General features: G+C 65.0%; 15 protein-coding genes. 14 read left to right on the top strand and 1 reads right to left on the bottom strand.

The genetic code is table 11. From position 1 onward, the window contains the following. The first annotated feature begins 60 nt into the window (after positions 1 to 60). The 13 genes from Q0O97_RS12935 to Q0O97_RS12875 all read left to right on the top strand — a co-directional run bounded on the left by Q0O97_RS12935 (position 61) and on the right by Q0O97_RS12875 (position 11243). Positions 61 to 858 (top strand): creatininase family protein, encoded by a 798-nt coding sequence (locus Q0O97_RS12935; protein WP_294929901.1) that lies wholly within the window; start codon positions 61 to 63, stop codon positions 856 to 858. 4 nt (positions 859 to 862) lie between these two features. Continuing rightward, the gene (locus Q0O97_RS12930) at positions 863 to 1660 is read left to right on the top strand and encodes an ABC transporter ATP-binding protein (RefSeq protein WP_294929898.1); all 798 of its coding nucleotides are present in this window, start codon (positions 863 to 865) and stop codon (positions 1658 to 1660) included. Further along, positions 1641 to 2492 (top strand): ABC transporter permease, encoded by an 852-nt coding sequence (locus Q0O97_RS12925; protein WP_294929895.1) that lies wholly within the window; start codon positions 1641 to 1643, stop codon positions 2490 to 2492. Before Q0O97_RS12930 ends, Q0O97_RS12925 begins: the two co-directional genes overlap by 20 nt. A 3-nt stretch (positions 2493 to 2495) precedes the next feature. Then, positions 2496 to 3707 (top strand): amidohydrolase family protein, encoded by a 1212-nt coding sequence (locus tag Q0O97_RS12920; protein ID WP_294929892.1) that lies wholly within the window; start codon positions 2496 to 2498, stop codon positions 3705 to 3707. Then, complete coding sequence (locus tag Q0O97_RS12915) at positions 3704 to 5089, top strand: FAD-binding oxidoreductase (RefSeq protein ID WP_294929890.1); 1386 nt, start codon at positions 3704 to 3706, stop codon at positions 5087 to 5089. Before Q0O97_RS12920 ends, Q0O97_RS12915 begins: the two co-directional genes overlap by 4 nt. Continuing rightward, complete coding sequence (locus tag Q0O97_RS12910; RefSeq protein ID WP_294929887.1) at positions 5086 to 6096, top strand: ABC transporter substrate-binding protein; 1011 nt, start codon at positions 5086 to 5088, stop codon at positions 6094 to 6096. Before Q0O97_RS12915 ends, Q0O97_RS12910 begins: the two co-directional genes overlap by 4 nt. A 47-nt stretch (positions 6097 to 6143) precedes the next feature. Then, positions 6144 to 6770 (top strand): TetR family transcriptional regulator C-terminal domain-containing protein, encoded by a 627-nt coding sequence (locus tag Q0O97_RS12905; protein WP_294929884.1) that lies wholly within the window; start codon positions 6144 to 6146, stop codon positions 6768 to 6770. Beyond that, the gene (locus Q0O97_RS12900; protein ID WP_294929880.1) at positions 6767 to 7147 is read left to right on the top strand and encodes a RidA family protein; all 381 of its coding nucleotides are present in this window, start codon (positions 6767 to 6769) and stop codon (positions 7145 to 7147) included. Before Q0O97_RS12905 ends, Q0O97_RS12900 begins: the two co-directional genes overlap by 4 nt. Positions 7148 to 7266: 119 nt before the next feature. Next, the gene (gene queC / locus Q0O97_RS12895; RefSeq protein WP_294929877.1) at positions 7267 to 7968 is read left to right on the top strand and encodes a 7-cyano-7-deazaguanine synthase QueC; all 702 of its coding nucleotides are present in this window, start codon (positions 7267 to 7269) and stop codon (positions 7966 to 7968) included. Further along, the gene (queD, locus tag Q0O97_RS12890; RefSeq protein ID WP_294929874.1) at positions 7968 to 8321 is read left to right on the top strand and encodes a 6-carboxytetrahydropterin synthase QueD; all 354 of its coding nucleotides are present in this window, start codon (positions 7968 to 7970) and stop codon (positions 8319 to 8321) included. The genes queC and queD overlap by 1 nt, the downstream gene beginning before the upstream one ends. Beyond that, complete coding sequence (gene queE / locus Q0O97_RS12885; protein ID WP_294929871.1) at positions 8318 to 9022, top strand: 7-carboxy-7-deazaguanine synthase QueE; 705 nt, start codon at positions 8318 to 8320, stop codon at positions 9020 to 9022. The genes queD and queE overlap by 4 nt, the downstream gene beginning before the upstream one ends. Before the next feature lie 19 nt (positions 9023 to 9041). Then, on the top strand, positions 9042 to 9503 hold the full coding sequence (gene queF, locus Q0O97_RS12880) for a preQ(1) synthase (RefSeq protein WP_294929868.1): 462 nt from the start codon (positions 9042 to 9044) through the stop codon (positions 9501 to 9503). A gap of 177 nt (positions 9504 to 9680) precedes the next feature. Then, positions 9681 to 11243 (top strand): ABC transporter substrate-binding protein, encoded by a 1563-nt coding sequence (locus tag Q0O97_RS12875; RefSeq protein ID WP_294929865.1) that lies wholly within the window; start codon positions 9681 to 9683, stop codon positions 11241 to 11243. Here the strand turns inward: Q0O97_RS12875 and Q0O97_RS12870 are convergent. Next, complete coding sequence (locus Q0O97_RS12870; RefSeq protein ID WP_294929863.1) at positions 11212 to 12156, bottom strand: LysR substrate-binding domain-containing protein; 945 nt, start codon at positions 12154 to 12156, stop codon at positions 11212 to 11214. The genes Q0O97_RS12875 and Q0O97_RS12870 overlap by 32 nt on opposite strands. Positions 12157 to 12256: 100 nt before the next feature. On the opposite strand from Q0O97_RS12870, the gene Q0O97_RS12865 reads away from it, so the two are divergent. After that, positions 12257 to 12473: FAD-dependent oxidoreductase (locus Q0O97_RS12865; protein WP_294929860.1), on the top strand; the 217-nt coding region annotated here is incomplete at its 3' end.

Below are 12473 nucleotides of genomic sequence, written 5' to 3'. Positions count from 1 at the left end.
ACCGACGGGCTGACGCGAACAGGCCGGAAAACATCACGTTCCGGGGGACAGAAAACACCCATGAAACGATATTGGGCCGACCATACCCGTCGCGAATTCGCGGCGCTGGACCACCGGCGGCTGATCGCCGTCCAGCCCATCGGTGCCATCGAGCAGCACGGCCCCCACCTGCCGATGTCGGTCGATGCCTGCACCGTCACCCATGTCGCGCAGATGCTGGCCCGGACGCTGCCCGAGGACAGCCCGGCCCTGTTCCTGCCCACGCAATCCGTCTGCAAGAGCGACGAACATATCGACTTCCCCGGCTCGCTGACCCTTACCGCCGAAACCCTGATCCGGGTTTTGTGCGAGATCGGGGCCAGCGTCGCGCGGGCGGGGGTGCGCAAGATGGTGCTGCTGAACGGTCACGGCGGCAATATTCCGGTCATGGATATCGTCGCGCGGCAGTTGCGCATCGACCACGACATGATGGTCTTCGCCGTCAACTGGTTCGGCTTCGGAATGCCCGAGGGGCTGTATTCGCCCACCGAGCGCACCCACGGCATCCATGCGGGCGACATGGAAACCTCGGTGATGCTGGCGCTGGACCCCGACAACGTGGACATGGGGCAGGCGCGCGATTTCCGTTCGCGCGGTCAGGACCTTTACGAAGGCTTCACCTATCTGGGCCTTGGCCGCCCGGCGAAACCCGGCTGGAAGACGCAGGACCTGAACACCGAAGGCGCCTGCGGCGAGGCGCATCTGGCGACCGCCGAAAAGGGTCGGGCAACGCTGGATTTCGCCGTGGCCCGGCTGGTCGAGGCGATGGCCGAGATCGACGCCCTGCCGCCCGACTGGCTGCAAAAGGCGAAAGGCTGACTCGATGGAGAACCGCACGCAAGCCCCCGCGCTGATCGAGATGCGCGACGTCAGCAAGCAATTCGCCAACGGCACCGTCGCGCTGCGCGACATGTCGCTGACTATCGGCAAGGGCGAGTTCGTCAGCTTCCTCGGCCCCTCGGGCTGCGGCAAAAGCACGGCGCTGAAAATGATCTCGGGACTGCTTGCGCCGTCGCAGGGCGAGATCGTGGTGAACGGCCATCCCGCCGGGCACAGCGCGGATGGCGAGGACATCGGCTATGTCTTTCAGGAAGCCACGCTGATGCCCTGGGCCACGGTCTTCGACAACGTTTTCCTGCCGCTGAAGCTGCACGGCCTGCGCCGCACTGATGCCCGCGCGCGGGTCGAAGAGGCGCTGGCGATGGTCGGCCTTGCCAATTTCGCGAAATCCTATCCGCGCGAGCTGTCGGGCGGGATGAAGATGCGGGTGTCCATCGCGCGGGCGATGGTGACGCGGCCCAAGCTTCTGCTGATGGACGAGCCCTTTGCCGCGCTGGACGAAATGACCCGCGCCAAGCTGAACGATGAGGTTCTGTCGCTGTGGGAAAACCACGGTCTCAGCGTCGTCTTCGTCACCCATTCGGTTTTCGAGTCGGTCTATCTCTCCAGCCGCGTCGTCGTCATGGCGGCGCGTCCGGGGCGGGTCGTGCATGACATCGCGCTGCCGGGCGGCTATCCACGCAATGCCGCCTATCGGATGACACCGGAATACAGCCAGAACTGCCGTCTGGTCAGCGACGCCCTGGAAGGGACCTTGAGCCATGTCGATCTCAACCACTGATCCCACCGTTCCCGCCCCGATGACCGACCCCCGCATCGCCCGTGAACGGCGCGAGCGGCGGCTGCGCGTCGTCCTGCCCATCGTCACCATCATCGCGGCGCTGGCGCTGTGGGAGTTTCTGGTCTGGTTCAACGAGGTGCCGCATTACCTGATCCCCGCGCCCAGCCTGATCGCGCAGACGCTGGTGCGCGACTGGTCCAGCCTGATGCAAAGCGCAGGCTTCACCGTGCGGCTGACGCTGATGTCGCTGGGTCTGGCGATCATCGGGGGCGTCGCGCTCGGCATGGTCTTCGCCCTGTCGCGGCCCGTCGAGATGAGCCTGTTTCCCTTCGCCGTCATCCTGCAAGTGACGCCGGTGATCGCCATCGCGCCGCTGATCCTGATCTATGTCAGCAACACCTTCGCCGCGCTGCTGATCTGCGCGTGGATCGTGGCCTTCTTCCCGATCCTGTCGAATACCGCCATCGGGCTGCGCAGCGCGGACCACAACCTGCGCGACCTGTTCAGCCTTTACCGCGCGACGCCGTGGCAGCGGCTGCGCTATCTGCTGATCCCCTCGGCGCTGCCCTATTTCATGGCCGCGCTGAAGATCGCGGGCGGGCTGGCACTGATCGGCGCGGTCGTGGCCGAGTTCGTCGCGGGCACCGCCGGGCAGAACACCGGCCTTGCCTCGCGCATTCTGGAAGCCAGCTTCCGCAACGAGATCCCGCGCATGTTCGCGGCGCTGTTCCTGGTCTCGCTTCTGGGGATCGTGATCTTCCTGGCCACTTCGTGGCTGTCGCGCGCCGTGCTTGGGCATTGGCACGAAAGCGAAATCCGGCGCGAGGGCTAGGGGATGGACGGGCAGACCCCCGCCACGCTGACGGGCATCGCCATCGCCGGGCGGGTGGGCGCGTGGGATCTGACGCATCAGGGCGGGCGGATCACGGCGTTGCGCCCGTCATCCGGGCAGGTTGATCCATTACGGCCTGCGGTTGGGCAGGGCCGCGGGCTGATCACGCCGCTCATGGCCGATATTCACACCCATCTGGACAAGACCTTCACGATTCAGCGGATGCCCCGCCGGGCGGAATCGCTGTTCGACGCCATCGAGATGATGGCGGATGATGCGACCCGCTGGACGGGTGACGATATCCGCGCCCGCGCCCTATTGGCGCTGACCCGCGCATGGCATCACGGCACCGCCCTGATGCGCAGCCATGTCGACTGGCACGGGGCCGAGGCGCCCTTGGCATGGCCGATCCTGTGCGAGTTGGCGCAGGAATGGCGCGGACGGATCGGGTTGCAGCTTGCCTCGCTGACGCCCCTGGATGTGCTGCCCCAGATCGGCCCCGCCATCGCCGCCCGGCTGCGCGCGGATGGTGGCATCCTTGGCGCCTTCGTCTATCGCAACGACGACCTGCCCGCGAAAGTCGCGGCGGTCTTCGATCTGGCCGAGAAATACGGCCTCAACCTCGATTTCCACGTCGATGAGGGGTTGGAGGCGCAGGCGCAGGGCTTCGACGCAATCGTGGCACAGGCCGAGGCGCGCGGCATGGGGACCCGTGTGCTGTGCGGACATTGTTGTTCGCTGTCGGTGCGCGAACCGGATCAGGTGGCCCGATTGCTGGAACGCGCCGCAAGGGCGGGCGTCGGGCTGACCGTCCTGCCGGGTGCGAACAGCTATCTGCAAGACGCAAGCACTGGCCGGACGCCGCGCCTGCGGGGCCTCGCGCCCCTGCAAGAGGCCGCGCAGGCGGGCATGGCGGTGATGATCGGGTCCGACAATGTGCGGGACGGGTTCTATCCTTATGGCGATTACGACCTGACGGATGTGTTCCGGCTGGCCGTGGTCGCGGGCCATCTGCCGCCCGAGGGCTGGCTGGATGCCGTCACCACCCGCCCCGCCGTATGGATGGGCGGCAGCACCGAAATCAGGGAAGGCGGCCCGGCATCCTTCATCCGGCACGATGCCGCCGATCTGGCCGAACTGGTCAGCCGCCCCGGCGCGGCAAGGCAAATCTGGCGCGACGGCCACGTCCTGCCGCAGACAGGAGACTTGGGATGACCCCCGATATCGACGCTTTCAAGGCCGCGCTGGACGGCATCCGCTTTCACGACGACCCCAAGCATGTCGAGGCGCGCTCGCGCGATTACTTCTGGTATAGCCCGATCCTGAACGACCAACTCAAGGACAAGCTGGGCGATCTGGTCGTGGTGCCGCAAAGCGAAGACGAGGTGATCCGCGTGGCTGCGCTGATCGCGCGTCACGGCCTGCCGCTGACCCTGCGCGGCGGCGGCACCGGCAATTACGGCCAATGCGTTCCGCTGGAAGGCGGCGTCATCATGGACCTGACGCGGCTGGACAAGGTACTGGAAATCACCCCCGGCCATGTCCGGGTTCAGGCCGGGGCGCGGATTTCGCGGCTGGACGACGCGGCGCGAGAGAGCGGGCAGGAACTGCTCATGTATCCCTCGACCCGCCAGATGGCGACCATCGGCGGCTTCATCGCGGGGGGGTCCGGCGGGATCGGATCGTTGCGGCACGGGATGCTGCGCGATCCGGGCAATGTGACCTATGCCAAGGTGATCACGGTCGAGCCGGAACCGCAGGTGATCGAGTTGCACGGCGACGACATCCAGAAGGTCCAGCACGCCTATGGCACCAACGGTATCGTGGTCGAACTGGGCCTTGCGCTGACCCGCGCGACCGAATGGGTCCATACGGCGGCGCTGTTCGACGGCTACGATGCCGCGCTGCGCTTTGCCACCCATGCGCAGGCCGAGGGGCTGGATTGCTACCTTCTGACCACGGTGGAACGTCGCTTTGCCCCCTATTACGGCAAGTTCGGCGCGTATTTCCCCGCCGACCGGGATGCGGTGTTCGCGATGGTCGCGCCCGGCGAAATGGCCCGCTTCACGGCCGAGGCCGAGGCGATGGGTGGCCGTATTTCCTTTGCCATGACCAAGCCGGAAATCCGCGCCGCCGGGCTGCAACCCGCCTATGAATGCGGCTGGAACCATACGACCTTGCAGGCGCTCAAGGCCGACAAGGGCTGGACCTATCTGCAAGTCGCCTATCCGCGCCCCTTCGATCCCGATCTGGTCATGCGCCAGATGGCGCGCTACGGGGATGAAATCTTCTGGCATCACGAGATGGCGCGGATGGACGGCGAAATCCAGATCTTCGCCCTGCCGCTGGTGCGTTATCGCGGCAAGGACGAGATGTATCGCCTGATCGCGGAACTGGAACAGACGGACGGCTGCACCATTTTCGACCCCCATGTCGTGACCATCGAAGACGGCGGCATGAAGCAGATCGACGATGCCCAGATCCGTTTCAAGATGCAGGCCGACCCCTATGGCCTGATGAATCCGGGCAAGACGCGCGGCTGGCGCGACGACATGGCCCGCAAGGACAAGACGACCCAACAAGGAGAGACCGCGTGAACAGGAAGATCGCTGCCCTCGGGGCATTTGCGGGGCTGATGGCCTCGACCGCCGCATGGGCGAATGACAAGGTGGTGCTGGGCACCAACTGGCTGGCGCAGGGTGGCCACGGCGGCTTTTACCAGGCGCTGATCGACGGCACCTATGAGAAATACGGGCTGGAGGTCGAAATCCATCCTGGCGGGCCGCAGGTCAACACCCGCCCCATGCTGGCCGCCGGGCGGCTGGATTTTCTGGTGACGGGCAACCTGCTTCTGTCCTTCGACAATGTGCGTAACGGCATCCCCACCACCGTCGTCGCCGCCTTCTACCAGAAGGACCCGCAGGCGATCATGGCCCATAAGGACCAATACGCCGATTTCGCCGCGATGGCCGAGGCGCCGACCGTGCTGATGGGCCGGGATGGTCAGTTCAGCTTCTGGCAATGGATGGTCGAGGCTAAGGGCTTCACCGACGAACAGCTTCGCCCCTACAACTACAGCCTTGCGCAGTTCCTTGGCGACAAGGCCGTCGTGCAGCAGGCCTACGGCACTGCCGAGCCGGTCTATGCCCGCGCCGAGGGTGCCGAGGTGGACGTCTTTCTTCTGGCGGATGAAGGTTGGAGCACCTACGGCGCCACCATCGAGACCCGCCAGCAGGTGATCGACGACGATCCCGAACTGGTGCAGCGTTTCGTCGATGCCTCGATCGAGGGCTGGTATAACTTCCTCTATGGCGACCGCAGCGCCACCTATGCCGCGATCATCGAGGCCAATCCCGAAATGACCGTCGAGAAGCTGGAGGCAGAGATGGCCCAGTTCGAGGAACTGGACATCATCGATTCCGGCGAGGCGCTGGAAAACGGCATCGGCGCGCTGAGCGAGGACCGCATCCGCGAATTCTACGAACTGGCCGTCGCCAGCAAGATCCTTGAGGAAGGCAGCGTCGATCTGGAAAAGGTCGCCGATACGCGCTTCGTCAACAAGGGTCACGGGCTGGACATCAAGGACGCCCTGTCGGGCGAATGAACCCAAGCCGGGCGGCCCGCGCCGCCCGGTCCTTGCCGGAGGGGACCATGACCCGCGCGCAGAAGAAACGCCAGGAAATGCGCGAGGCGATCCGCAATGCCGCGATCCGCGAATTCGCGCAGGGCGGCCTTGCCGGGACCTCGACGCAGATGATCGCCCAAAGCGCCGGGATCACCAAGGCGCAGCTTCACTATTACATCGCCTCGAAAGAGGCGCTTTATCAAGAGGTTCTGGGCCATATCGTCAGCGAATGGCGCGAGATCTTCTTTCTCGGCCCCTCCAGCGACGACCCGCGCGAGGTCATCACCAGCTATATTCGACGCAAGTTGAAACATGCCTTGGAACACCCTGAAATATCGCGCCTTTTCGCCAACGAAATCGCCAGCGGCGTGCCGCATATGCCCGCCCATTGGGACCAGCTTCGCGCCTCGGTCGATGAGGCCAGCGCCGTCATCCGCGCCTGGATCGACGAGGGGCGCATCGCCCCGGTCGATCCCTTGCTGTTCCAGATCAACATCTGGGCGGTGACCCAGCATTATGCCGAATACGAGGCGCAGGCCCGCGTCCTGACCGGCGCGCCCGAAGGCCAGCCGCTGGACGCCACCCGCATCATCAACGAGGCCACGCAGCTTTTCCTGTCGCGCTGCGGGCTTACAGAACAGGGAACACCATGAAATCGCTTGCCCCTTCCAGCATATCCGCGCCTTTCGGCAATTACTCGCACGGGGTTCTGGCGGGCGGGCTGATTGCGACCTCGGGGCAGTTGGGGCTGGCGGCCGACGGCTCGGTCCCGGCGGGCGTCGAGGCGCAGGCCGAGATCTGCTTTGCCAATATCCGCGCCATCCTGACCGAGGCGGGGGCGGATTTCAGCCATGTGCTGCGCTTCACCGCCTTCGTCACCCGGCGCGAGGACATGGCCCCCTATATGGCCGTGCGCGACCGCATGGTGGCCGGGCTGGCGGTCAAGCCCGCCTCGACCCTGCTGATCGTCACCGGCTTCACCCGTCCCGAATTCCTGGTCGAGATCGAGGCGCTGGCGCTTCGGCCCTGAAGCAGCGGGACGAAACCGCCGCAATCCCACAGCGGCGCATTGCCTTCCGCGGCGAGGGGCATTATCAGCCCCGCATACCGGTCGCAGCCTACCCGGTCATCAAAACAAGGGTTCCGAACATGAAAACCACACTCGTCTGCTCGGGTGGACTCGATTCCGTTTCGCTGGCGCATATCCTTGCGCGGGATGGCGCGCTGGCGCGGATCGTCGCCTTCGACTACGGCCAGCGCCACGCCAAGGAGTTGCGCTTTGCCCGTGATGCCGCCGAACGGCTTGCGGTGCCGTTTCACCTGATCGACATGCGGACTGTCGGCAGCGCGCTGACCGGCTCGGCGCTGACCGACGATATCGAGGTGCCGGACGGCCATTATGCCGAGGACACCATGCGCATCACCGTGGTGCCCAACCGCAATGCGATCATGCTGGCCATCGCCTTTGGCGTGGCGGCGGCGAATGGCGACGATGCGGTCGCCACCGCCGTGCATGGCGGCGATCATTTCATCTATCCCGATTGCCGCCCCGGCTTCACCGACGCCTTCGCGGCGATGCAGCGCGCCGCGCTGGACGGCTATGCCGATGTGACGCTGCATGTGCCCTTCGTCCATCGCAGCAAGGCCGATATCGTGGCCGAGGGCGCGCGGGCGGGCACCCCTTTCGCGCGGACGTGGTCTTGCTATAAAGGTGGCGATCTGCATTGCGGGCGCTGCGGCACCTGCGTCGAGCGGCGCGAGGCCTTCCACCTGGCCCGCGTTCCCGACCCGACCGCTTATGCGGATCCCGATTTCTGGCGCGCGGCCATCGCCGCGCAGGAGGCTGACTGATGTTTCGTATCACCAAGGAATTCGCCTTTTCGGCCTCGCATCAACTGGAACATCTGCCGCCCGAACACCAATGTGCGCGGCTGCACGGGCACAATTACATCGTGGTGGTCGAACTGGCCTCATCCACGTTGAACGCGGACGGGTTCGTGCGCGATTATCACGATCTGGCCGCGCTCAAGGCCTATATCGATGACCATTTCGACCACCGCCACCTGAACGACATTCTCGATGCGGTGCCCACAGCCGAGAACATGGCCCGGCATTTCTACGAATGGGCGCGGGCGCGCTGGCCCGAGGTCACGGCGGTGAAGGTCTCGGAGACCCCCAAGACATGGGCGGAATACCGTCCATGAGCCTGCGCATCGCGGAAATCTTCGGCCCCACCATTCAGGGAGAGGGGGCCTTGATCGGCATACCCACGCTGTTCGTGCGCGCGGGTGGTTGCGATTATCGCTGTTCATGGTGCGACAGCCTTCACGCCGTCGAAAGCCGCCATCGCCACGGCTGGCAGGAGATGGCGGCGGAAGCGGTGATGGGGCGGCTGGCGGAACTTTCGGGCGGTGCGCCGATGACGGTTTCGCTTTCCGGCGGCAACCCGGCAATTCAGGACTTCGGCCCGCTGATCGCGCTTGGCCGGCGGCGGGGCTATTCCTTCGCCTGCGAAACCCAGGGCTCGGTCGCGCGGGACTGGTTCGCGGATCTTGACATGCTGGTGCTGTCGCCCAAGCCGCCCTCCAGCGGGCAGGTGGTGGACTGGGCGGCGTTCGACGCCTGCCTGGCCCGCGCGGGGGATGCGCCGGTCAGCCTCAAGATCGTGATCTTCGACGAGGGCGACCTGGCATGGGCGCGCGGTGCGGCGGCGCGCTATCCGGGCCTGCCGCTTTACCTTCAGCCCGGCAATCCCGAAAGCGATCCCGAAACGCCCGTCGATCCGCGCGGGCTGGCCGCGCGGATGCGCTGGCTGGTCGAGGCGACGGTGGGCCGGGGCTGGCTGCGCCCGCGCATCCTGCCGCAGCTACACGTCCTGATCTGGGGAAACCAACGCGGCGTCTAGGGCGCCAGGGGAAAGAGACATGTCCGACATCTACAGCAACCTGACGCAACTGGGCGGCAAGACCGAGCTGCCCGCCTCGCCCGAGGCCGCCGTTCTGGAGCGGGTGCCGAACCCGCAGGCGGATGTCAGCTACAACGTGCGCTTCACCGTGCCCGAGTTCACCTCGCTTTGTCCGATGACGGGGCAGCCGGATTTCGCCCATATCGTCATCGACTATGTGCCGGGCGACTGGCTGGTGGAATCGAAATCGCTCAAGCTGTTTCTGGGCGCCTTCCGCAATCACGGCGCCTTCCATGAGGATTGCACGATCACCATCGCGCGGCGGCTGGCCGATTGCCTCGCGCCGCGCTGGCTGCGGATCGGCGGCTACTGGTATCCGCGCGGCGGCATCCCCATCGACGTCTTCTGGCAGACGGGCGCGCAGCCCGAAGGCGTCTGGATCCCCGATCAGGGCGTGCCGCCATATCGCGGGCGGGGATAGGGGCAAGTCCCAGCGCCGGGTGGGCGGGTTTTCGAAACCATCGCGGTCTTCGAAGCCCTTGTCCGCAAACCGGGAAAGACGGCCCATAACCCATGAGAATACCGGCTGGGAATATCGCTATTTGACCGGATGGGATGCAAGACCGCCAAATGGGTCAGGAAAAAGGACAGGTATCCCATGACGAAACTCACCAGACAGCTTGCCCTTGCCACGACCCTGCTTGTCGGGCTGGCATCGGTGTCCCCCGGATTTGCGCAGGACAAGGTTCTGCGGGTCGGCATCAATACCCCCGAGATCAAGACGCTGGACCCTCATCGCGCCTCGGCCACGGGCGAGAAGGGACCGATGAGCTGGGTGTTCAACGGTCTCGTGCGCTTTCCTCCGGGCAGCGCGGACCCGCAGGATCTGGAACCCGATCTGGCCGAAAGCTGGACTTCATCCGAGGATGGCACCGAATGGATATTCACCTTGCGGCAAGGCGTCAGCTTTCACGGAGACTGGGGTGAGTTGACGGCCGAGGACGTGGTTTATTCGCTGGAACGGGCGAAGGATCCCGAACGGTCCAGCTTCGCGGCCGCCTATGAGGCGTTCGAGACCATCGAGGCGGTGGACGATTACACCGTGCGCATCGTGCTGGCCAATCCCGTGCCGGGTTTTCTGGGGCTGGTCGCGAACTATCACGGCGGCAATATCGTCAGCAAGGCCGCTGCCGAGGAAGCGGGGCAGGGCTTCGGCACCCATCCGGTGGGGACCGGGCCGTTCGCCTTCCAGCGCCACGACACCCAGCAGCAGGTGATTTTCGCCGCGCATGAGGATTACTTCCGCGGTGCGCCGAAAATCGACCAGATCGTCTATCGCCTGATCCAGGCGGATGCCAGCCGCGAACTGGCCTTTACCTCGGGCGAACTGGACCTGATCTACGGCAAGCGCGAACAGCGATGGATCGACCGCTGGGACCGCGACGACAGCGCCACGGTGGACGTGTTCTGGCCCGCCGAATATCGCACCGTGCATCTGAATACCAAAATGGAGCCGCTGACCGACAAGCGTGTCCGTGAAGCGGTGGCGCGGGCGATCAATGTCGACGAGATCGTGGGTTTCGTCGGCGAGGATGTCGGCCCGAAGGGATGCTCGGTCGTGCCCTCGGGCTATCTGGGCGAGGATTGCAGCGCCTGGATCTACGACCATGATCCCGAGGCGGTGCAGACCTTGCTGGCTGAAGCGGGTTTCGAAAACGGCGTCACCATAAGATCGGTTGTTTCCGCCAACAACGCCCAGTTGCCGATCATGGAGGTCATCCAGGCGCAGCTTGCCCAATCGGGAATCACGCTGGACATGCAGGTGGTCGACCACCCGACCTATCACGAGATGACCCGCAACGACCTGAGCGGGGCGACCTTCTACGGCGCGGCGCGCTTTCCGGTCGCGGACACCTACCTGACGGAATTTTATCACTCGGACGCCATCGTCGGAAAGCCGACCGCGATCACCAACTTCTCGCATTGCGATGTCGCGGATGAGGCGATCGACGCGGCCAAGGTCGAGGCCGACCCCGAAAGGCAGCTTGAACAGTGGTCCGAGGCGCAGCGCCTGATCCACGAGGAAATCTGCGCCGTGCCGCTGTTCAACCTGCGGCAGGTCTGGCTGCGCAACAACAGGGTCGATTACGGATATGAACTGGAGGGCGAGTTGAACCTGGCCCCCCGGATCACCGAACTGACCGACCTGATCGAGGGATGATGCCATCGCGCGCGAACGCCTGGGCGGTCGCGCGCACGGTATCGACGAAGGCCGTGACAAGGCGGCGGTTGCGTCCGTGGCGCAGGCGGCAAAGCTGGAAGTCCAGCACGTTCGGGGGCGCGAAGGGGCGCATGACGACGCGCCCCTCGACCGTTTCGGCATAGACGGGGTGGACCAGCGCGATGCCCATTCCCGCTGCCACCAGTTCGCATACGTTCTGCGCGGTCGTCGCTTCGGTGACGACCCTGGGCATGCGGTTCTCGGCCTCGAAGGCGCGTTCCAGCCGCAGGCGCGTATAGCTGCTGTGCATGAAGGCGATCAGCGGCTCATCCACCATGTCGGCGACGCTGATCGACGGCCTCTCTGCAAGAGGGTGATCGAGGGGCAGCATGCAGGCCATCGGCATGGTCAGGATCGGCTCGGTCTGGATATGAGGGTCGTCGACCCGGCCCGTGACGACGCAGACATCCACCTTGCCCGAGCGCATCCAGTCGATGAGGAATTGCGAACTGCGCGCATGAAGCGAAATGAAGACATCGGGTTGCGCTTGCGCAAAGCTGCGGATGACGGTCGAGATGAAACGCCCCGACAGGGCGGGCAGGACGCCGATGGTCAGCCGGCCATGTTCTTCGCTGCGCAGGTTTTCGACCGCCATGGCGATCTGGTCCAGCCCGGAAAAGATGCGGTCGACCTCTTCATAGAAACGCTGGCCGCGCTCGGTCGGGATCAGCAGGCCGCGACGGCGTTCGAACAGGTTTATCCCCGTGTCTGCCTCGAGGTTCGACAAAAGCTTGCTGGCAGCGGGTTGGGACATGTGCAGCGTCTCGGCTGCGCGGCTGACCGTGCCGGTCTCGATCACGGCCTTGAAGACCTCGATCTGGCGCAATGTCGGCTGTCTGTAGCTGCGTGCCATGATCGCCCTATAACCTAGTGGAATACCGAAAGCGTATATCGCTCTTTGTTATGATAATTCCAATCGGTCTAACCTGACAACCAAGCAGAGGAGCAAGGATGTGGCAGAGTTCGATGCGATCGTCATCGGCGCGGGAACCGTGGGGGCCGCCATCGCCTATGGGCTGGGGCGCAAGGGCCAGCGGGTTCTTGTGCTGGACGGGGCTGATACCGATTTTCGCGCGGCTCGCGCCAATTTCGGGCTGGTCTGGACGCAGGGCAAGGGCAAGGGCATGCCCGCCTATCAGGACCTGACCCGGCGCAGCAGCGACATGTGGC

It is taken from the genome of uncultured Paracoccus sp., from assembly GCF_945915435.1.
Classification (GTDB): domain Bacteria; phylum Pseudomonadota; class Alphaproteobacteria; order Rhodobacterales; family Rhodobacteraceae; genus Paracoccus.
This window is presented reverse-complemented; position numbering and strand designations above follow the sequence as displayed.

Bases quoted from the DNA above. Each gene is read 5' to 3' on its own strand.
- Q0O97_RS12935 (WP_294929901.1), top strand. From the start codon at position 61: ATGAAACGATATTGGGCCGACCATACCCGTCGCGAATTCGCGGCGCTG.
- Q0O97_RS12930 (WP_294929898.1), top strand. From the start codon at position 863: ATGGAGAACCGCACGCAAGCCCCCGCGCTGATCGAGATGCGCGACGTC.
- Q0O97_RS12925 (WP_294929895.1), top strand. From the start codon at position 1,641: ATGTCGATCTCAACCACTGATCCCACCGTTCCCGCCCCGATGACCGAC.
- Q0O97_RS12920 (WP_294929892.1), top strand. From the start codon at position 2,496: ATGGACGGGCAGACCCCCGCCACGCTGACGGGCATCGCCATCGCCGGG.
- Q0O97_RS12915 (WP_294929890.1), top strand. From the start codon at position 3,704: ATGACCCCCGATATCGACGCTTTCAAGGCCGCGCTGGACGGCATCCGC.
- Q0O97_RS12905 (WP_294929884.1), top strand. From the start codon at position 6,144: ATGACCCGCGCGCAGAAGAAACGCCAGGAAATGCGCGAGGCGATCCGC.
- Q0O97_RS12900 (WP_294929880.1), top strand. From the start codon at position 6,767: ATGAAATCGCTTGCCCCTTCCAGCATATCCGCGCCTTTCGGCAATTAC.
- queC (WP_294929877.1), top strand. From the start codon at position 7,267: ATGAAAACCACACTCGTCTGCTCGGGTGGACTCGATTCCGTTTCGCTG.
- queD (WP_294929874.1), top strand. From the start codon at position 7,968: ATGTTTCGTATCACCAAGGAATTCGCCTTTTCGGCCTCGCATCAACTG.
- queE (WP_294929871.1), top strand. From the start codon at position 8,318: ATGAGCCTGCGCATCGCGGAAATCTTCGGCCCCACCATTCAGGGAGAG.
- queF (WP_294929868.1), top strand. From the start codon at position 9,042: ATGTCCGACATCTACAGCAACCTGACGCAACTGGGCGGCAAGACCGAG.
- Q0O97_RS12875 (WP_294929865.1), top strand. From the start codon at position 9,681: ATGACGAAACTCACCAGACAGCTTGCCCTTGCCACGACCCTGCTTGTC.
- Q0O97_RS12870 (WP_294929863.1), bottom strand. From the start codon at position 12,156: ATGGCACGCAGCTACAGACAGCCGACATTGCGCCAGATCGAGGTCTTC.